At 60.1% G+C, this 17,930-nt stretch carries 21 protein-coding genes; 7 read left to right on the forward strand and 14 right to left on the reverse strand.

Features of this window, described 5'->3' with window-relative positions; all coding sequences use genetic code 11:
• Nucleotides 1-29: 29 nt before the first annotated feature.
• Nucleotides 30-350, forward strand: coding sequence for a hypothetical protein (locus ACMZ91_RS14500; RefSeq protein WP_049463018.1), 321 nt, complete (start codon nucleotides 30-32; stop codon nucleotides 348-350).
• Between the two features lie 69 nt (nucleotides 351-419).
• Here ACMZ91_RS14500 and ACMZ91_RS14505 read toward each other — a convergent pair whose 3' ends face one another.
• Nucleotides 420-644, reverse strand: a complete 225-nt coding sequence (locus ACMZ91_RS14505) for a hypothetical protein (RefSeq protein WP_049463017.1) — start codon at nucleotides 642-644, stop codon at nucleotides 420-422.
• A gap of 163 nt (nucleotides 645-807) precedes the next feature.
• Here ACMZ91_RS14505 and ACMZ91_RS14510 point away from each other — a divergent pair, with 163 nt between their 5' ends.
• Together ACMZ91_RS14510 and ACMZ91_RS14515 are read left to right on the forward strand one after the other, a co-directional pair.
• Entirely contained in the window at nucleotides 808-3,561 is a 2,754-nt protein-coding gene (locus tag ACMZ91_RS14510) for a UvrD-helicase domain-containing protein (RefSeq protein ID WP_414577230.1), read from the forward strand.
• Between the two features lie 60 nt (nucleotides 3,562-3,621).
• Entirely contained in the window at nucleotides 3,622-3,822 is a 201-nt protein-coding gene (locus tag ACMZ91_RS14515) for a hypothetical protein (protein WP_478475998.1), read from the forward strand.
• 90 nt (nucleotides 3,823-3,912) lie between these two features.
• Here the strand turns inward: ACMZ91_RS14515 and ACMZ91_RS14520 are convergent, their stop codons facing one another.
• The 4 genes from ACMZ91_RS14520 to ACMZ91_RS14535 all read right to left on the reverse strand — a co-directional run bounded on the left by ACMZ91_RS14520 (nucleotide 3,913) and on the right by ACMZ91_RS14535 (nucleotide 7,175).
• Nucleotides 3,913-4,701: a DUF6988 family protein gene (locus ACMZ91_RS14520; protein ID WP_414577204.1), complete on the reverse strand. Its 789-nt coding sequence runs from the start codon at nucleotides 4,699-4,701 to the stop codon at nucleotides 3,913-3,915.
• A complete protein-coding gene (locus tag ACMZ91_RS14525) occupies nucleotides 4,698-6,080 on the reverse strand; it encodes a competence protein CoiA family protein (RefSeq protein ID WP_414577206.1) in 1,383 nt (460 codons plus the stop codon). The genes ACMZ91_RS14520 and ACMZ91_RS14525 overlap by 4 nt, the downstream gene beginning before the upstream one ends.
• 197 nt (nucleotides 6,081-6,277) lie before the next feature.
• Nucleotides 6,278-6,985, reverse strand: coding sequence for an HNH endonuclease (locus tag ACMZ91_RS14530; protein WP_414577208.1), 708 nt, complete (start codon nucleotides 6,983-6,985; stop codon nucleotides 6,278-6,280).
• 46 nt (nucleotides 6,986-7,031) lie between these two features.
• Nucleotides 7,032-7,175, reverse strand: a complete 144-nt coding sequence (locus ACMZ91_RS14535) for a ribbon-helix-helix protein, CopG family (protein ID WP_223276969.1) — start codon at nucleotides 7,173-7,175, stop codon at nucleotides 7,032-7,034.
• A gap of 322 nt (nucleotides 7,176-7,497) precedes the next feature.
• Here ACMZ91_RS14535 and ACMZ91_RS14540 point away from each other — a divergent pair, with 322 nt between their 5' ends.
• Nucleotides 7,498-7,803, forward strand: a complete 306-nt coding sequence (locus tag ACMZ91_RS14540; protein ID WP_132810413.1) for a hypothetical protein — start codon at nucleotides 7,498-7,500, stop codon at nucleotides 7,801-7,803.
• 301 nt (nucleotides 7,804-8,104) lie between these two features.
• On the forward strand, nucleotides 8,105-8,419 hold the full coding sequence (locus ACMZ91_RS14545; protein WP_414577210.1) for a hypothetical protein: 315 nt from the start codon (nucleotides 8,105-8,107) through the stop codon (nucleotides 8,417-8,419).
• A gap of 146 nt (nucleotides 8,420-8,565) precedes the next feature.
• Here ACMZ91_RS14545 and ACMZ91_RS14550 read toward each other — a convergent pair whose 3' ends face one another.
• The 6 genes from ACMZ91_RS14550 to ACMZ91_RS14575 all read right to left on the reverse strand — a co-directional run bounded on the left by ACMZ91_RS14550 (nucleotide 8,566) and on the right by ACMZ91_RS14575 (nucleotide 12,894).
• Nucleotides 8,566-10,308 carry a YeeR family protein gene (locus ACMZ91_RS14550; protein WP_414577211.1) on the reverse strand — a complete coding sequence of 581 codons (1,743 nt, stop codon included), beginning with the start codon at nucleotides 10,306-10,308 and terminating at the stop codon, nucleotides 8,566-8,568.
• Nucleotides 10,309-10,336: 28 nt separating this feature from the next.
• Nucleotides 10,337-10,756 carry a hypothetical protein gene (locus tag ACMZ91_RS14555; RefSeq protein ID WP_414577213.1) on the reverse strand — a complete coding sequence of 140 codons (420 nt, stop codon included), beginning with the start codon at nucleotides 10,754-10,756 and terminating at the stop codon, nucleotides 10,337-10,339.
• A 431-nt stretch (nucleotides 10,757-11,187) separates the two neighbouring features.
• On the reverse strand, nucleotides 11,188-11,607 hold the full coding sequence (locus ACMZ91_RS14560; RefSeq protein WP_414577214.1) for a hypothetical protein: 420 nt from the start codon (nucleotides 11,605-11,607) through the stop codon (nucleotides 11,188-11,190).
• A 2-nt stretch (nucleotides 11,608-11,609) separates the two neighbouring features.
• Nucleotides 11,610-12,128: an H-NS family nucleoid-associated regulatory protein gene (locus ACMZ91_RS14565; protein ID WP_478476000.1), complete on the reverse strand. Its 519-nt coding sequence runs from the start codon at nucleotides 12,126-12,128 to the stop codon at nucleotides 11,610-11,612.
• A gap of 105 nt (nucleotides 12,129-12,233) precedes the next feature.
• A complete protein-coding gene (locus ACMZ91_RS14570) occupies nucleotides 12,234-12,647 on the reverse strand; it encodes a hypothetical protein (RefSeq protein WP_414577218.1) in 414 nt (137 codons plus the stop codon).
• A gap of 31 nt (nucleotides 12,648-12,678) precedes the next feature.
• On the reverse strand, nucleotides 12,679-12,894 hold the full coding sequence (locus tag ACMZ91_RS14575) for a hypothetical protein (protein WP_414577220.1): 216 nt from the start codon (nucleotides 12,892-12,894) through the stop codon (nucleotides 12,679-12,681).
• Between the two features lie 467 nt (nucleotides 12,895-13,361).
• Between ACMZ91_RS14575 and ACMZ91_RS14580 the strand changes: the two genes are divergently transcribed.
• A complete protein-coding gene (locus ACMZ91_RS14580) occupies nucleotides 13,362-13,838 on the forward strand; it encodes a hypothetical protein (protein WP_414577222.1) in 477 nt (158 codons plus the stop codon).
• Between the two features lie 165 nt (nucleotides 13,839-14,003).
• Nucleotides 14,004-14,342 carry a nucleotidyltransferase domain-containing protein gene (locus ACMZ91_RS14585; RefSeq protein WP_046272133.1) on the forward strand — a complete coding sequence of 113 codons (339 nt, stop codon included), beginning with the start codon at nucleotides 14,004-14,006 and terminating at the stop codon, nucleotides 14,340-14,342.
• Between the two features lie 138 nt (nucleotides 14,343-14,480).
• On the opposite strand, the gene ACMZ91_RS14590 is transcribed toward ACMZ91_RS14585, so the two are convergent.
• Genes ACMZ91_RS14590 through ACMZ91_RS14600 form a run of 3 tightly spaced genes read right to left on the reverse strand, consistent with a single transcriptional unit; the run spans nucleotide 14,481 to nucleotide 17,769 of the window.
• On the reverse strand, nucleotides 14,481-15,272 hold the full coding sequence (locus tag ACMZ91_RS14590; RefSeq protein ID WP_414577224.1) for a hypothetical protein: 792 nt from the start codon (nucleotides 15,270-15,272) through the stop codon (nucleotides 14,481-14,483).
• Entirely contained in the window at nucleotides 15,269-17,038 is a 1,770-nt protein-coding gene (locus tag ACMZ91_RS14595) for an ATP-dependent nuclease (RefSeq protein WP_414577226.1), read from the reverse strand. The genes ACMZ91_RS14590 and ACMZ91_RS14595 overlap by 4 nt, the downstream gene beginning before the upstream one ends.
• 23 nt (nucleotides 17,039-17,061) lie before the next feature.
• The gene (locus ACMZ91_RS14600) at nucleotides 17,062-17,769 is read right to left on the reverse strand and encodes a hypothetical protein (RefSeq protein WP_414577228.1); all 708 of its coding nucleotides are present in this window, start codon (nucleotides 17,767-17,769) and stop codon (nucleotides 17,062-17,064) included.
• Nucleotides 17,770-17,930 lie beyond the last annotated feature (161 nt).

A 17,930-nucleotide genomic window follows, 5' to 3' on the forward strand; every position in this document is an offset into this window, starting at 1 on the left:
TCAGGTTTCCGCCGACTGTGGACACCGCCATGTCAATGACTGCACTCGCCCTTGCGACCGCTCTTTCCGGCCTGCCCGACATTGCCTGGGAGCGCGAGCGCGGCGAAGACGCACACCAGCTGATGCTCTGCCAGATCCATCGCGATGAGCTGATGCAGGATGACGCGAAGAGCGATGCCTACCAGCGCGCCAAGGCTGTCTGCGATCTCCTGGCGCGTGAGTACAGGAACAAATGGGATTTCGATGCGCAGGAGGCATTGGCGGCATCGGCAGTGGATCTGGATGAGCTGATCCGACGGGGAGACCTGGTTGAGGTGCCTCCAACAAGGCAGGACCGCGTCTACGAGTGATTCCGTGCCGGCAGGTGCTGGCACCTGGAGCTGCCGCAGGGCAACCAGGTCCAGTGCCGACCGGCGAGGCTAGCGGATGCGACTCCGCGCCAGTGCCAGGCGCCTGATCTCGTCTGGCAGAAACACGACGCCGTCCTCCATTTCGATGCGCATCTGCGAGGCATCACCTTCGTGCCCCTGCATTGCAGCGGTCACCAGAATCTTCAGTGCATCCGTGCGGATATCGTAGCCGCCGACGGTGTGCTTCAAGGTACCCACACTGTTCCAGTCGATTTCCATGATCGGCGTCCACATCCACAGGCTTCATGCTGGCAACGGCCTTCGCCCACGTCAATGAAACCGGTCGCACGGCCGACCATGAAGCGAAAGGCCACGCGCGTGGTCAAGGCCCCTTATCATGGAGAGGTAAGGGCTCTGCAAGCCCAGTCGACGTACGCAAGGCAGTATCTGGATGTCTATGGAATGGCGCCCCTCGGGCTGGGGCCTACGTGTGACCCGCTCGCCGAACTGGTGGCTGCGACTTGACGGCGAACATGTTGAGCTTTTGATTGAAGGTCGCAAGTACCGGCAACACGTAGCTGACGACGAGCGCGTGCAGGTCATCCCTGGACTCTTCTGGGCCAAAGTCGTCCTGCAGACCCAGGGCGACGGCGTGCTGATCATGGATGGACTGTCCAACAGCCAGGCTTCCCGGCTTGCGGCAGCGCTGCAGCAGCTGCGCTTTACGGGTACCACGCGCGGGCGCAAGGCACTGTTCGACACGATTCTGGAGCAGATCCAGTCGTGGCTGGCCGAGGCAGATGCCCTCATCGACCGGGGCAGCACCGGCCGCCGCTGGATCACGCACGAACAACAGCAGGCACTGCTGGCCGGTCGCCCCGCCCTGCCGCTCCCGCCGCGCGAGCTGGAACAACTGTTCCTGGATGAGGATGTGCACGAGGACCTGCATTCGCCCAGCCACCGTGCAGCACTGGACGCCCTGGGCGACTGGCAGCTGGACTGGCCCGAGGCGTGGGTCGACGCAAACGCAACCATGGCAGCGCGCGAACGAGTACTGGCCAAGGACTTCCTGGACCGGGTCGAGAGCAAGCCGCTGACCGACGAACAGGCCCGCGCCGTCATCTGTTTCGACAACCGCGTGCAGGTCGTCGCCTCCGCTGGCTCTGGCAAGACCTCCACCATGGTCGCCAAGGCCGCTTATGCCATCGATCGCGGCTTTATCGAACCCGAACGGATCGTGATGCTCGCCTTCAACAAGGATGCCGCCAGGGAGCTTGCAGAGCGCGCGCAGCGATGCTTCGACCGGCTCGGCATGGGCGACACCGTGGTTGAAGCCCGGACCTTCCACGCCCTCGGCCTGGCCATCGTCGCCAAGGCCACCGGACGCAAGCCCGACATCCCCGAATGGACCACTGACGCCACGCTGGGCTTCAACAAGCTGGCCGAACTGGTGGACGATCTGAAGGACCGCTCGACCCACTTCCGCACCCAATGGGACATGTTCCGCCTGGTGTTCGGGCGCGACCTGCCGCCATTCGGCGCGGAAATGGAGGCCGACGGCTACGACCGCGATGGCACGCCCTATATCCGTACCCTGCAGGGGGAACGGGTGAAGAGCCTGGAAGAGTGCGTCATCGCCGACTGGCTCTTCTACAACGGCGTGACGTACGACTACGAGCGACGCTACGAGTTCGACACCGCGACAGACACCCATCGCCAGTATCGCCCCGACTTCTATTACCCGGACGCCGGGCTGTATCACGAGCACTTTGCGCTGGATGCTGATGGTCAGCCGCCGAAGCACATTGCCAACTACAGCGAAGGGATGCACTGGAAGCGCAAGCAGCATGTGGCACGCGGCACGGCCCTTGTCGAGACGACATCCTTTGGCCTGCGCAGCGGGCATGCCCTGCTGGACCTCGCAGAGAAGCTGGGCGAGTGCGACATCGAGCTCGACCCGAACCCGGACCGCGAGCTCCCCGAGCAGGGCGCCAAGCCGATGCCGGACGCGGACCTGATCGGCTTGATGCGCACCTTCATTGCCCATGCCAAGAGCAACTGCCTGACGCTGGATGACATGGCCGCGCGCCTGCGGCAGATGCCCGAGGATCAGTTCAAGGAGCGACACCGTCGCTTCCTGGAAATCGCCGGGCCGGTCTTCCAGGCCTGGGACAACGCGCTGGCTGACGAGCGTGGCATCGACTTCGAAGACATGCTCAACATGGCGGCCGGGCTGCTGGAACAGGGCCACTATGAATCACCCTACGAACTGGTGATGGCCGACGAATTCCAGGACGCATCGCGCGCCCGCGCACGCCTCTGCCGTGCGTTGGTCAGCCGCCCCGGCCGGTATCTGTTTGCAGTGGGCGATGACTGGCAGTCGATCAACCGCTTCGCCGGGGCCGACGTTTCGGTGATGACCGGATTCCGCGAGTGGATGGGCCATGGCCAGGTGCTGAAACTGGAGCAGACGTTCCGCTGCCCACAGGCGCTCTGCGATGTGTCCAGCCGCTTCATCAGCCGCAACCCCGCGCAGATCGCCAAAGCAGTTCGCTCAGCTGCAACGGCCATGGGCCCGGTGCTGCAGGCGTTCCAGATGAATCGGCGTGAGGAGGTGCAGGATGGCGTTCGCCAGTACCTCGCCAAGCTGCATCAGCAGTTGTTGTCCGGGGCGGTGCCGCAAGGGCACAACGGACGCGTGACGGTCTTCATCCTGGGGCGCTACCGCGCCGATCGCAGCGCGATGCCTTTGGATTGGAAGACAGCCTTCGGCAGCACGATGGAGGTCGAATTCCTGACCGCACATCGATCGAAGGGGCGCGAAGCGGACTACGTGATCCTGCCGGGCATGATCAACCGCAGCTTCCCGAGCCTGCGCGCGGATGACCCGGTGCTTTCCCTGGCAATGCCGGATGGGGATACCTACCCACTGAGCGAAGAACGGCGGTTGTTCTATGTCGCGCTGACGCGGGCGCGACGGTCGGTAGCCATGTTCACCCTGCAGGGCAAGCACTCGCCGTTCCTGGACGAGCTGGTGAAGGACGGGGCAGTGGAAATAACAAGCCTGTCTGGCGTGGCCATCAATGAAGAACGCTGCCCAGTGTGCAAGGTCGGCGTGTTTGTGGACCGCAATGGGCCGCATGGGGCTTTCCGGTCGTGCTCAAGTTATCCGTTGTGCCACAACAAGCCGAAGGTTGGGCGACGCGGGTAAGTGCGTTCAGCTGAACCCATATGCGCCCGCCCATACCGACCCACCCGGCCCCCTGTTGCCATGACGACGCTGATTGAACTAAACATGTTGGAGCTCAACGCAGCGGAGGCCAGCAGCCACGTTGAACTGAACCCACCGGGGTATGGAGCAGCACTTCTTGAGAGATTCAAGGCATCGGCCCAGCTTGTCCTCATCGAAAAGCCCCTAATTGACGCAGCAGACTCAATTTTGGACCTCTTGGTCAGAAGGCACGCCGCCTGAATCGAGGATTCGCGGACCTGCGATTGCAACTCCCCTGCCACCGATCGTTGGTGAGGATACAGAGCCGCGCGACGATGCGCGTCCGGTCCTTTAAGGCGGCCAGGCCAGCTCTTCCATGCGAGCTTTCCTCCGTTGCATGTAGTGCAACATCCCGCTGGCGCACTGCTCAACAACGGGGCTTTCCTCGAAGGCCCCAACCCCAACTGCCGTCAGTGCTGCAATGACGCACAAGTTGGTGGTGGCCACCGCGTTGACGGTGGTCTGAAAAAGAATGGCTGCTGGCACGTGCGCCCCGATCTGCCCATTGGGATCTTGATACATCACCCGAATGGCCTTCCCGCCATGGACCAGTCCGCACAGTGGGTCCCACGAATTGGTCACCGTCCGAGCCAGCTTCTGAGGCTCATCGTCCTGCCCGATGCGTGCAATGGTCTGCTCCACGTCCGCGGCCAGGTCCTTGAGGGCAATAGCCACCCACTTTCCTTTCTCGTTCTTCTTTCGGGGGCCGCGATCTTCCTGGAGAAAGTCCTCCAACTGTTCATCGTCGGCAAGGGACTGGACAAACACTGCCCGCAGGAATTGCTCAATCTGGGAGCGGTGCATCGCCAAGCCCACTGCGGGGAGATCGATGGGATGGGTCTCCAGGAGGAACAGCAGCGCACGGCCGTAGTCCATCGATGCCCTCAACAGCTGGAAGGTCACCCGGTGGCGCTCACTGCCGGCGGGAACAGTGATGCGGGCCATGCAAGACATGTTCGATTCCAGGCTGGCCTTGGCCTCTCTGGCCTCCGGTGCGATGTCCAACGCCGTGGGCTGGCGCTTGGTAGCACGAGCGTCCAGCGCCGATTGAATGCCGCGGCTCAACGGGTCTTCCTTCATGCCATCGCCTCTTGGAGTTTCTTTGCCTGCTGGCGCGGCTTCAAGGCATCTGTCGCCACCTGCCTTGGATCCGCCAACCACAAAGGCCCCACCTCGGGGAACAGTCGGAGCATGAGGGGATCCCAGGACCGGTGGGGCGCAAAGGTGGTCTCCCCCCGGGCCAAACCGGTGAGCACGCCTTTCATCTTTGCCTGGAGCTTTCCGGTGCGATCTTGGGACACGACCGTCTTCAATTGGTGGTGAGCACGGAGCATGCAACGGTAGAACCACAAGCTCTTGGGCCAGATTTTGTGGGCGTGGTGGCCCAGCTCGGCCAGCGTTTCAAACCCAATGCCCATCGGGCGCCCTTCGCCGTGCTTGATCGAATAGCCAATCACCAGCAGTCGGTCCAATTCGGGGGCGTCCTTGGCATAGACCGGCAGCGTGATCCCCACCGGGGAGAACAAGCGGCGCAAGTCTTCCCAACGGCGGTCGCGCTCCTTGTAGTCGGTGATCTCTCCCCGCAGCAGGGCCACGTAGAAGGTCTCGAAAGCCTCTCGCCGATGGCTCCAGACCTGCTCCTCCTGCCAAGCTATTCGGTCCCTTTCTGCTTGGGCTTTGTGCCCTTCGTAGTCGAAGGCATAGGCCCGAGGGATGCCCCGGCTACACGTGTCGAACGTGAGATCGTCGAAGCAAACCTCCCGCCGCACCTCCACGTCGCGGATCGTGCCCCTCTCCAGGCGGGGCTCCAGCCAAACGCCTTCCAAGCAGAAGCGGCCCTCGCGCTGGGAGCGGGCCACGGTGGCGGGCGTGACCCGAAACGCGTTGCGGTTGTTGGCGAAAAACAGGTCGTCTTCGGACAAGCGGAACTGATCCAGATCCAAGTCCTTGAAGAGCCACAGCATGCGCGCTCCGTTCTTCCGGTAGTGCAGCATCCGCTTCGCGATGACGTGAACGAAGGTGGTGGAAAGCTGGATCTCGATGGCCCACCACTGGCCGTCCCGCCGCGTCTGCACGTCGGGCTGGCGCCACTTCACACCCTCGATGTCCCACCAGCGTTCTTCCAACTTGGTCTCATGGAAAGACGGATCAGCATCCAAGCTGTCCCTCACCCACTCCTTGAACGCCTTGTGGAGCGCGCCCTCCTTACACAGCCCAAACCGGCGCGCCAGGATGGCTTGGGGCGAATATCCCTTACGCCCGGTGCAGGTTTCGCGGTGGCGAGCCGTGAGGTGATCGAAGTAGAAACGGTATTCGGTTCGGGCACGGATGGCTTTGGACCTCACGCCCATGGTGTCCTGGCAATAGGGGCACATGAACCTCGGGATGCCGCCGAGCACCTCCAGTTCGGCCGCCAGCCGCCCATCCCGGACGACCTCTCCGTAATCCCGGCCTTCCATGAAGGCCTCCAACGTCAAGCATTCGCCACCCTTCCGATCCCAGACCAAATCGTGGGATCGCTTCGCAGCTGGCATGTAAAGGACGGTTCTCTCCATGGAACTACTTTAGTCAGAACCTGTCTCGCCAGATGAGACCCTGATCCGAAAGGCATTGGCACCCAACACATCAACGCCGGCAGGGGAACAGCAACCAAGGGTCAATCGTCGCCAGCATCCACCACCACCTCAACCACCAAGCGAAAAGCGTTCGCTGCTCGATTCTGGTGGATACGCAACAATTGACGGCGTCTCGCCAGCGTTGCTTGCTCGAGCGCCTCCCGAACGAAATCGTCCCCATGCAGATCCGATTTGCGCGAGTTGCAACTCACACATGCCAACACGATGTTGGAGATGAAGTGGCTCCCCCCGTGATGCAAGGACACGTAGTGATCCTCGTGGCAACTGGTGGGCTCGCCTGGGCCGTTCACAGCACCACCCGGTCCCTCGAGGGATCTGTAGCAGTAGTAGCAGCGACGCTCCTGGAGTGCCAGCACCGCCCTAATCTGCTCAGCGGTGCGCGAGCCCGGCGCCGCCTTCGACTTCAAGGCCCGGTGAAACGACGTTCGTCGACGTGTCTCTCGGACGCGGACTTTCCAATGTGCATGAAAGGTATCCAAGGGCAAGAGCACCTCCAGATCGGAGGACTGGAAGAAACGGCGAGCACCTGCTTTGCACGCCTCGTGAATGCTCCAATCCTCCAGCGTTCCGTTGCAGCGTGCACATCGCCCATGCTGGGTAAAAAACTGCCTCAGCTCGTCGCTGATCCCAAAACGTGCGTTGAGATCCACACGCTGAAACCGGCAACCGATCATGCCGTCGGAAAAGACCTGATCTCCCAGGCGCTCATAGGGATAACGACGGACCATGCCCCACCCGCCTTTGTCAGACACCCGAGAATGGTGCCCGCTTTCCCTACCAGCTGCCAGCAGAGATCGCCCGTGGCTGGTCCAGACCATCTCTCAGCAACAGCCGTACCAACTCGCTGACGTGAACCCCCTCCCGGGCCGCCGCCTGCTCCAGCCGCTCTTTCAGCTGCCGTGGCACGCGAACGGCCATCTGCACGTAAGGTGGCCGGCTCACGTGGACAGCCTCGCCACGGTGAGCACCCACGCCAACGCCGAACCACTTGTCGATCAGCGGTGATCCGCATGGCTACTGGGGCCGGAACCGTGTCGGCCCGGGCTGAGCGAACTTCGACTACCCAGATGCAAAACGGCGGCGAGTGGCCGCTATTTTTTTCTCGCGGCTGTCTTTCCTCCCCCCAACCTCCGGACGCGGCCAACAAACCGACCTAGCCCAGCAATAGGAGGTTCGCTTGAGCACAACTTTGTACCTGACTGATGCATGAGAACATTCCAGAAGGAATCTGGAGAACGCCATGTCCACCATCACCACCTACGCTCTCATCGCGGCTCTCGCCGTGGTCGTTGTTGCGGCGCTGTTCTACGCCTTCAGGCGAGACGCCGAAGCTGAGCGAATTAAGACGACGAAGGTGCTAATGCTCAAGCAGGTGCTCCCAGCTTCTCGACCACACGACGAAGCAGCCAGCGAGGCAGACGCGACACTGCCGAAAATCGAGATATCCTTGTTCAGTAACACGGACGATGCGTATCGCAGGAACCACGTTTCGGTGATCGGTGAACGCGATGGATTCCACGGAACAAGTAACATCGGCCCTCCTTAAGATCGAATGACAGTAAGACCATTGAAACCCGATTTCAGCTAGCCATACTGGAAACGCATCTAGAAACCTTAGGACTATTGTTTTTGGCCAGTGACCGAGAGTGCGGGGAACCACCAAGTGACGCGCCACAAGGGAGTGTCACCGGGCAGCTTCTATCCATTTTCTGCAGGACAGCCTGGCCAGAACATGGCAAGTCAGAATATCAAGATTCTCGCCGTCGTTCCGATAAACCTAAGTGCCAAACACGTGGCGCGCACATGCTTGGAATCCAAGCGAATTGACAAAATCTCAAGGACTCGGGATGAAACTCTTTTATTGCACCACCACCCTCGCTCTCGTTGCTGTCTTGGCCCTGCCAGCGCTTGCCCATGCGGAAATCCTGAAGGGTGAGCGCATCGTCGGCCATTATGGATGCGGGATCATGACCTGCAACTTTGAAACCCCCGATGCAGGCACTTTCGATTTCGAGGTGGAAGACAAGAACGTTGCACCGAAGATCTTTGCTTCTTGCAAGATCGACGACATCTGCGCCATCACCGGAGACTTTGACATCGACAATGCGACCATCGTCAAAGTGACCAAGGTCGAGAATAGCGACCAGAAGCACCAAGACTGACACCGCGACGCAGAGGTGCCCACGGAGCAAAAGAAGACCCAGAGCCTAATCAGGCGCTGGGTCTTTTCTTAGGGGACGCTCGAAGAGACTTTCAGCGCCCCCCCCCTAATACCCGGTACCAACTCTCCGGGCCACGGCCAGCCGCGTTACTCAACCTCGTTCAGCACCTCTTCCTCGATCTCGTCGAGGGAAGCCTGAACGACGGCCTCCTTCGGCAGCGTGACCGTTGGGCGCGCCTTGGCCATCTTTTCGCAATCCGGTTCGAAGGCTTGGTAGACGAACCGAGCCCTGTCCTTGCTCGCATACATGTCCCTCAAGAACGACGCGTTGAGCCGAGACTTGATGATCTCAACCAACGCATTGGTCTCCGATTCGGATAGCAAGTAGTCATTCGCCACGGCTTCTACATAGCCAGGAAGCAGGCGTAGCATCTCCTTGGCATCGTCCTCCACCAGCCCATCAAGCAGGTATTTGGACGCCACACTGGACGCAGTACCACCCGCCAGCGCTCCCAGAATGCCACCGATCACCCCACCAGCAGCGGTGCCAATGACCGGAACCACCGAACCAACGGCAGCCCCACCCGCAGCGCCAGCCATCCAGCCGCCAGCACCGCCGGCTACGCTTGCGCCGTTGACCGCCAGATTCTTACCGAACTGCGCCCAAGAAATGTTGCGACTGAACGCAGCCCGGTAGAAGTCCGGGCCAGAAATCACGGCAGTGGTCACAGCCCCTGTGACAGCATTGGTCCGCAACAGCTTGGCGACGTGGTTGACTGCAGCGGCCCCGTAGACAGCCTTGCCCAAGGACACCTGAGCGACCTTCTGAATTGCACTGCGGCCAAGGGCGCTCTGGGACACGAACTTGACCCCATCCCGGGCCGCCACCACTCCAATGGCCGCGGCCTTGGTTCGCAGGATCTGGGCGGTGGCAATCCCAGAAACAAAGGAAGTTGCACCGGATTCCAGTGCCATGGTCAGCGCACCATTGAGCGCCTCCATGTTGGTCCGTCCATCCCACTTTTGCCGAGCGAAGTTGATGGAGAAGGAGATCGCAAACGCATAGCTGGAGGCGATGCTCTGCGTCTTCATGTCGTAGGTCAGGCTATCGATGTTGCCGGCCCGGGCGATGTTCCTCGCCTGGCGATAAGTCGTGCTGCCTTTCTTGATGATGCGCTCGGCTTCCGCCGGATCGCTGATCCCCGGCACCTGACCGCTGCTGATGCGCTTGCGCATCAGCTCGATTGCGTCCTCATACTGATCGGAGGGCACTTCGAGCAACTGCCCTTCGTATCGATACCCATCCGCTCCAAACGCCGATCCAACCGTTTCCCTCGCCGTCGCGAAATACTTGGTCTGAATCCGAACGCCATCGACGATTCGATCCGGGCCATTGAGCGAATTGTCCGCGCCAACCTGCTCAACCTTACGGCCAGCAAGGATGTCGGCAAACGCGTTTGCCTCTTCGGCGGCGAAGCCCGTTCCACCTTTGGTGTGGAACTTGTTGATCTGGGTGCGTTCCAAGGCGACGGCTACCGCCGACGTTGACAACATTTCATACAGGTTGCCGATACCGGGCGGATCGGACAACGCCACCGTTCCCATGACCACGGACGCAGCAGTCTCATCCCAACGGATCACCAGAATCGGGCATTCACCCTCCCCTGCGACGTTGGAGACCACAAAACCCTGAGCATCGAGTGATTTCAACACCCGCTCCAATCCGCCAGCGATCGCTGGGGTATCCATCACAAAGCGCAGCGCGCCATGCCCGCCGCGGGACGCTGCATCGATGTGGCTGGTCAACGTGGACAGCACCTTGTCCGCCCAGGCGTCGGAACGCTGCTGCGCCGTCCGGCGGAGGTCTGCAGCCGAAACAATCGTGTTCAAAACGAGCTCCTTTCGCTTGGCGAGGTGATCAGATCAACGGCGCCGGGGTCAGCGGCAGGCTGAAACCACTTGCGTCTTCGGACACTTCCTCCTCCTCGGCCCAGCTGATATCCAACACCACATCTTCCTTGTGACCCGTCTCGCCCTCCGGCACCGGATTGCCGGCAGCGAGGTCAGCAAGGCTGCGTCGCACAGCCGACTTCTTAACAACAGTGCGCTTACCACGCCGAACTACAGAGAATCCTTGGACCGTCAAGGCCTCCATGACTCGCTCAAGCCCAGCCTCCTCGCTCACGCCCACCTGGAGCTCATACGAAGCTGCCATCTCGCCGCTATCGGAGGCGGTCGAAATCACCGCAGTGATCTGCTCCAAGTGTGCCGTCACCCACTGATCGCGCACCGCGGACATGTTGTCGCGCGCCTGGGCGGCCGAAATATCCAATGCCATCTTGAAGCTCCTTGTGTTGGTTGGGACGCCAGTGGAACCGAATCTTGTCGCACGCATTGAGAAAGCGGAGAACATGGTTTGTGCCCCCGCCCCTTGCGCAACTGGCACCACAAGCCTGGTCGTCCGTGAGGTTAGCGGCCGACAAGCGCCCAGCTTGAGATCCCGATTACTGCAACCACTGGGTGAAGCGCGGCCTCGATCGAAGGAGCTAACGATCTGAAAATAGAGGGGCTTCTCGAACACGGCATTGCCGGCCCAAAGAATGCCAACAAGACAAAGCATCTGGAGCCAAACATGCTCTATCCACAATCGGCGACCAGGGGCAAGATCGAGGTCAAAGCATGCCTAGAGGCGCTAGGGGTGGTGGCGCCTCCGATCACAGACGGAGATTGAGCTGACGGATCCGCTGCCAACGGCCCGATGCCATTTTGTTAGACGCTTGGCCCCGCGCCGCTCGCCGCACCGTTAGAAGCCTCAGCCAACCACTGCTCGACTGTCTTTCCTCTGAGTTCGTGAGCAAAGTCACTCGCGCACAGCATTCTCCCGTCTTGCCGCACGTTTCCTACGGCATGGGCGGCCAGGATGGAAGCGGTTTGGAGGTGCTGCTTGGTGCGACCGCGCTCCGACCAGTCGTTTGGCAGCGCCTTTAGCGCGCCCAGGGCTTCCTTTCCAGAGAGGTATTGAAGGCAGGTCAGCATTGACCACTGAAGCCCTACTTCCTCTCGCAACCAACGCCCAGCCGCCTTCTCGTCAAGATGGCCCTCCATGGTGTCCAGGAGTGCGTGGGCGGCCGCAATGGCCTTGCCTTGGGGCGAGAGCCGGCTCTTCTTCTTGGGGAACAGGCCGCGCATGGTCAGGCCTTCTTGCTCGCCTTTTTGGCAACGGGCTTTTTAGTAGGTTTCTTGACGGCCTTCCGTGCGGCTTTCTTCACCGGCTTGCCCGCCGTCTTGGCCGCCTTGGCCGGAGCTTTCTTGACCGTCCCATCGGCCGACGGGAACTTGCTGCCCGGGTTGGCCTGCGCCCACGCCTTGCCCTCGGCGGACTTGGCCCACACGGTGAAGGCCTTGGGGGCCAAGCCACGGCCCGCCCACGTCTCACCAGTTGGGAGGCGATACTTCGGCGCCACCTTGCCAAGTTTGCGTCCCTTGAGGGGCCCCGCGGCAGCCTTGGCGGCACGCACCGGCTTGGCGTCGATCGTTTCCCCGATGAGCTTGGCCACCTGCCGCCGCTGAGCCGGACTGAGGACCTTCGCATACTTCTGGAGGACCGCCAGGGCTTTGGGAACCTCACCGTCGCGCTTCTCGACCAGCTTCTTCTGGGCTTCGAGCTGTTTGATTTCGGCGTTGAGGGACTTCAGGGTGGTCAGGGCCAAGGGAGGGCTCCATTAGGGAATTCAAAGGTTATAGCCGATCCCCCTGAAGTCTTCCATCCTAAGCACCAGCTCTCGACGCCTCTCGCTCCTTGAGCGAACCACGGGTCAAAGAGCCGGCACAAGTGCCACGTAGATCTTCGTTCCCTTCGGCAGGGACGCACGCACCTTGCCGACCATCTGGCCTTTCTTCAAGTCAAACCAGGGGTCCATGTAACCCCCTGGGACCTTGAGGACGTAATGAAAATCGCGGTAGCGAACTCTGCTGTAGATACACAGGATGGCGCCGTCAGGGACTGGCGAAGAGGGATTCCAGTCGGCAATCAGCTTCGTCCCCCTTTTAAACAGGGCGTTGGCTATCTCGTCGATTTCGAACCCATAGGGCTTCTCCGACACCGACAGCCCCTTCTCCTTCTCCAGCCATCTTTTCGCTCGCGCATACGGAATGGCCATGAGAGAGGCCACGCAGGCGGCTGCGCAGCCCCATGGATCTTCCTGGGAAACCTCTTGGTATCGATGCATCAGCACTGATTCTCAACCGGAGGTCCAGAGCTCAGCGCTCGTCTTTTTCAGCCACGATGGTCCAGACCACGCTGACCACACCGGGCTTCGCTGGCTCCAATGAGCTTTGCGGAAACACGGAGACCACCCGCCAACCCTTCGCGTAGAGCTGCGCGACGGTCACCGCCCCGGTCGTCTTGCAGCGGAAGACGGTGGCGTCCTCAAAAGGCTTCATGATGCCAGCGGGCGTGTTCTGGCTATCTGCCAAGCACACCTCCCCCTGACCCGCCCAAGCCTGACCACAAACGGCTAGCAGAGCGCCAGCCAACCACATGCTCTTCCTTTGCATATGCGTCCCCTGTAGACCGCCGAACCAGGCGGCTTGGACACGTTAAACCATTTTCGAGCTTTGTTGCTACAAGCTATTTGGGCTAAAAATCTTGCCAGGAGAACTGCCCGTCCCACACCCAAGTCTGCAGGTGACTCCGCGACATTGCCTGCCTTGAAACGTAAGGATCATAACCGCCACCGCCACCGCCACCGCAACGCTCACGCCTTGACTTCTCGCCACCGCCCAGGATCACCCTCCTTCCTGGAATACGTCTGTGTTCCTTGTCCCCCTGCAAACAGAGAGCGGCGCGGTGTCCAGTGCTACGGGACGGCTAAACTCATAATCTGCGGCGTCTGGCCGACAGATTCAAAAGCCCACGTCCTCCACCGACCTTGAAGGCGCCCATGCCCGTCTCTGATCTCCTCGCGTTCGACCTGCTGCGGGCGTTCGCGCAGCTGGAGTTTCGCCTCAAGAACGATCCAGGCTTTCTTCGCGCCGGACCCTACCGAATGGCCCAGGTGAACTGGTCCGCGGTGGATGAGGCGGTGTCACGACTGGACGATTCACTCTTCTTCGATCGGGTGTCGGACAGCACGCGCGAGCAAATCCTCTCACCTCCGCGTGACCGCCCGATGGTCCAGGAGGTGGCGGTGGTCAACGGCCTCAACCACGCTGTCTTCCAGCGCCTGTCCCTTCAGCAATCCAATGCCGGTGCTTTGGTCGAAGCGGCACGCCGGGTGCGCAACAACCTCTTCCACGGGGGCAAGGAAGAGCCGCATTTGGGCGATGATGACGAGTGGGCCGCCGCCGCACTGGACGTGGCCGAGTGCCTGCTTCACCTGCTGAACTATGGAACGCTTAGATCGGGGGTAGGCCCGTGAGGGAGATGGGACGCCCATGCTTTACCTGAAGACCGAATAGCTTGTCGCCGGCATACACCGCCCGACCGGTAAGCTGCTGCGCGCGCGGCAGCAGATCCAAGAGCACGCATCATGGGATGATAGAGTCCGCCCCAGCTGGACAGAAGATCTGACATTGGAGTTGCAATGGACCTAGAAGTGATCGAAGCAGTGCTGCTGAAATGGGCTCGCCAAGAACCTATCATCGCGAAGATCCACTTGTTCGGGAGCCGACTAAGAGGCGATCATCGCCCCGACAGCGACATTGACATCGCGGTGGAGCTTGATCTTTCAGCGGCACCAGGAGTCGACTTTAGCGATGGGTTCGCGACCTTCAGCCGATACTCCGAGCACTGGGAGGCCGAACTAGCGCAACGACTGCCCATCCCGGTTGACTTGGAGTTCTACCATGGCCCCGAGGAAACCCCGATCCTCCATGCGGGGCTCGAACGGTCGGGAAAGCTCATCTACGAAAAGTTTCGTTAGAACATCGCGCTCCGGAGCACCTAACGCCGCCGCCCCAGCCCCGACTTCCGCCCTGAGCCACCAGCGCTTCGATTCCACCATTTCACTATTTCGATGGAACCAAGCGCTCACCCGGGCTACTCAAAGAGACAACACCGGTTAAATGTCGTGCTGTTTGACAAAGCGAGATACCTTCTGCGCCTCAAGGTCTTTGTTCCAGGCCTTTGCAAAATCGTCTGGAACATTTAGGTTTGCCTCGTCGAACTTTACGGTAGCCGGCAATTCACGCCAGAACAGTTCAATAGACGCAGCAAAGTCATCGACGTGAACATCCGACACCTCCATGTCGGTGTCGTCGAACAAGTTCCATCCGTGAGAACTTGCTCGCAAGAACTCCGGGTAGCGCAGCTGGAGATCGTCCAATGACTTCCCCTCCCCGTGCTTGAACACATTGACGACCAACCGCATGGCATCAATGCGTGGGTAACAGGCGAGAGCAGAAAGGTCCAAGCCGATGGCTTCAAGCAACTTCTCCAGCTTCGCGCTATCCAGCTTCCAAAGAGCGCGCCGCGTGTTGTCGCCGATCACCAACTTGGGCCACCTGAACTCACGAACGAGGAAGCGTCGAAATGTCTTGTCCCAATGGTGATACATGCCAGCCACGACACTGAGGCGGGTTCGATCATGCATCTCACTTAGAAGCTGGTAGAACTCGAGGCCGTGATCGCGCGCAGCGTCCGCTAGATCGCCAGGGTCGTGCCAGTCAGGGTCGAAGGACTGACCGCTGCGCTCCCAGTGCTCGGATTCCGCTTGATCGGCCTCCGCCTCAATGTTGGCGAACTGAGACAGAAGGCGGGTCTTGGCCTGGTCAACGTAGAACCGATGCTCCGAGACGCGGAGCTCCCGTTCGGAATCCACCAGCTGATAGGCGCTCCACTCGCGGCCGCTCATGCCGGCTGAACCGCAGGCGGGGCATCCAGCCATTCGATCAAGGATCGAATGCCATCTGCGTCCGAGCAGCAATCTTCCAGTGGCTCGCTCTCCAATCGGACTTGGAGAGATAGCCAGGCGTGTTCCGACTTCTCCGAAATCCCAAGGTGAGGCTCAATGGCACCAGCGCCCCACAACCAAAGGCCTTGAGCACGCAGTTTCTGTATTAAAGCAGCGATGTGGGGCTTTGCTTCGTCATCGGCCGCAAGCAACTCGAATGCCTTCGAAGCCGGCCCTTGAATCCCCTTGCAAGGCAACGCTCCGTCTAAAGACACGAGGCCCGCGCCTGCCATCCTCGCGAGAACGTTCTTGCACGCAGCAACATCGGGATCATCCGCCTGCAGGAAACCATGCTTTGTTGCTTGGCGGAAAGCGAAATCCAAGTCCACGATGGCACACGCAGGCAACCCGAGGGCAGACAAAACTTCCATTGACTTACGAGTATCCGAGACCCCACTCATCGCAACAATTGCCAACGATGACTGCCCCATGGTTTTGCCCGCCACCAACTGGAAGATGGATGGCAACAGCCGGAGTTCGGTCTTCCCTTCTGTGAGCACGACTTTGTCGGCAAACAATATCTGAGACGAATTTGTCAGGCTGAATAGCTGCTGGAGTTGATGCGTGGGATTGTCCACTAATTGTTCTACGACGGATTGCATGCGCGGACGTGCTTTGGTTCCCTCCGGATGCTTTTTCGTCATTAGCAGCGCGTTCTTCGCGTCCTTGGCCAAGATCATCTGAGCAGAGTGGGTTGAGAACACGACCTGATATCCAGCCTCTGACAACGCACGCAAGGCTTCACGCACCTGCTCCACTGCAAACGGGTGCATGAAGAGTTCCGGCTCGTCCACCAGCAGTAGCGTTACTCCGCCCGCAGCCGCTGCTCCACGCTTCAGATCCGCTAGATGCCGGACCATGGCCATCTGGATGGCGCGCTGAGCGCCATGGCCGTATGACCCGAAGGCACGTCCACGCCCCTCCCCTTCGTAAACTTTGACAGTTCCCGCCTTAATGAGGTCGTTGAAGACCGGCACTGGGAAATCCAGCTTGATGTGGATACCAGGAAAAAGATCCGAAATCTTACGATTGATTGAATCGTCGATGCGACCCAACTCTTTAAAACGATCCCCACCTTCTGCAGAGATCATTCCTAGGATGGCTGCCAAGTGCGGGGTCAAGGCCTCCTCGTGCTGCTCTTGGATAGCGGCAAGCATCGAGGCCAGCAGCTTGCCGATCGTGGTCGTCGTCTTGGCCTTACTGGCGTCCTCCTCAGCATTCTCCATTGCTCCGATGCGAATAGGATCTGGAAAGAGTGCTGAGATGGCGTTATCGATGCCCGTAGGGTTCGGCTCCCAGTCGCCTGTGTCGGGATTCATCACGGTCAGTTCGGTGTCGCCCCCAGGCACCTGCTGTTCGCGACGAACCATCAGCGCCCCGTCCCGAACGTGTCCTTCAATCTTCTTTCGGTGCTTTTGCTCCAGGACCGCCAGATCAGCCTCGGTGATCCCACGCAGTGTTCCCATCACTTGCACCGGCAGGGTCGGCTCGTGGAAATCTTCCACACCAAGCTTTGCCTTGCGCACGAGCCATTGGAGCGCGGTAAGGCAATTGCTCTTCCCGCAATTGTTCAACCCAACCAGCGGTGTAAAGCTGGTCAGCTGCAAGCTTGTGGAAACACATGATCTAAAATTCAGAACATCCAAACTTGAGATGTAGACAGCCATTCCATTGCCCCCTGTTATCCTGATTACTCACCGATCGCTGCCTTCAGCTGATCCGTAAGGCTGCTGTTGTTTTCATCCCTCAACTGCGCCATGAGGTAGACGGCCCGCCCGTCGCTGCGCTCGGCCCACAACTGTCCGACCAACCGCTTCTCCTTTTCCTGATCAGCGGAGAATCGGTCACCTCCCTTGTATTCCACCACCAGCAGACGCCCATCGGTAAGACGAGCGACGAAATCCGGGTAAGTGCGCTGCTTAGAAGTTGGCATCCAGAACTGGGATGGGTGAACCAAGTTTCGCACCCAAAACTCAACCTCGTCCATCATATCGATGGCCTGAGCGCAATCGAACTCTTCGGTGACCTTGCCCTTTCCCGTCTTCCAATTCAGATCGCCAGGGACCGGGTAGTAATGCTTCTTGAAGCGATATGGCCCCTGGTAGTAGTAGCGCGCAGGATACGCCGTCATGTCGGCCGGGTAGGTGTAAGAATGACCAGGATCATCACTGGTCACGACGTCCATGCCACCTCCGAACAACGCCTGTTGAAATCCTCGCTTGTAAGCGTTCGCCTTTGAGGCAGCGAGCTGTTCGACGAGCTTTCGACGCAGGACGAACTGCCCTTTGAGCAACTGCTCCAACGAAAGACCCCTATTCAGCAGACCATCAACGGACTTTCGAAGCCACTCGCGCAGCACCGGCTGCTTGACGGTGTGATCGCGGACCTCGTGATCCAACCAGCCAACCAAATCGGTGACCGTTCGGTCCTGGGTGAAGTAACCCCCTGGAGTTGGACGCTAGATCCAACCCCGAGGGATACATGAACAAATACGACGCGCGTTTCAAACTGCAGGTCGCCAAGGAGGCCTGCAAGACCTCCACATCGGTCAAAGCCATT

The sequence above is a fragment of the Stenotrophomonas sp. FR024 genome, assembly GCF_047500745.2.
Lineage (GTDB): Bacteria > Pseudomonadota > Gammaproteobacteria > Xanthomonadales > Xanthomonadaceae > Stenotrophomonas > Stenotrophomonas maltophilia_A.

Bases quoted from the DNA above. Each gene is read 5' to 3' on its own strand.
- ACMZ91_RS14500 (WP_049463018.1), top strand. From the start codon at position 30: ATGTCAATGACTGCACTCGCCCTTGCGACCGCTCTTTCCGGCCTGCCC.
- ACMZ91_RS14505 (WP_049463017.1), bottom strand. From the start codon at position 644: ATGTGGACGCCGATCATGGAAATCGACTGGAACAGTGTGGGTACCTTG.
- ACMZ91_RS14510 (WP_414577230.1), top strand. From the start codon at position 808: ATGGAATGGCGCCCCTCGGGCTGGGGCCTACGTGTGACCCGCTCGCCG.
- ACMZ91_RS14515 (WP_478475998.1), top strand. From the start codon at position 3,622: ATGACGACGCTGATTGAACTAAACATGTTGGAGCTCAACGCAGCGGAG.
- ACMZ91_RS14520 (WP_414577204.1), bottom strand. From the start codon at position 4,701: ATGAAGGAAGACCCGTTGAGCCGCGGCATTCAATCGGCGCTGGACGCT.
- ACMZ91_RS14525 (WP_414577206.1), bottom strand. From the start codon at position 6,080: ATGGAAGGCCGGGATTACGGAGAGGTCGTCCGGGATGGGCGGCTGGCG.
- ACMZ91_RS14530 (WP_414577208.1), bottom strand. From the start codon at position 6,985: ATGGTCCGTCGTTATCCCTATGAGCGCCTGGGAGATCAGGTCTTTTCC.
- ACMZ91_RS14535 (WP_223276969.1), bottom strand. From the start codon at position 7,175: ATGGCCGTTCGCGTGCCACGGCAGCTGAAAGAGCGGCTGGAGCAGGCG.
- ACMZ91_RS14540 (WP_132810413.1), top strand. From the start codon at position 7,498: ATGTCCACCATCACCACCTACGCTCTCATCGCGGCTCTCGCCGTGGTC.
- ACMZ91_RS14545 (WP_414577210.1), top strand. From the start codon at position 8,105: ATGAAACTCTTTTATTGCACCACCACCCTCGCTCTCGTTGCTGTCTTG.
- ACMZ91_RS14555 (WP_414577213.1), bottom strand. From the start codon at position 10,756: ATGGCATTGGATATTTCGGCCGCCCAGGCGCGCGACAACATGTCCGCG.
- ACMZ91_RS14560 (WP_414577214.1), bottom strand. From the start codon at position 11,607: ATGCGCGGCCTGTTCCCCAAGAAGAAGAGCCGGCTCTCGCCCCAAGGC.
- ACMZ91_RS14570 (WP_414577218.1), bottom strand. From the start codon at position 12,647: ATGCATCGATACCAAGAGGTTTCCCAGGAAGATCCATGGGGCTGCGCA.
- ACMZ91_RS14580 (WP_414577222.1), top strand. From the start codon at position 13,362: ATGCCCGTCTCTGATCTCCTCGCGTTCGACCTGCTGCGGGCGTTCGCG.
- ACMZ91_RS14585 (WP_046272133.1), top strand. From the start codon at position 14,004: ATGGACCTAGAAGTGATCGAAGCAGTGCTGCTGAAATGGGCTCGCCAA.
- ACMZ91_RS14590 (WP_414577224.1), bottom strand. From the start codon at position 15,272: ATGAGCGGCCGCGAGTGGAGCGCCTATCAGCTGGTGGATTCCGAACGG.
- ACMZ91_RS14595 (WP_414577226.1), bottom strand. From the start codon at position 17,038: ATGGCTGTCTACATCTCAAGTTTGGATGTTCTGAATTTTAGATCATGT.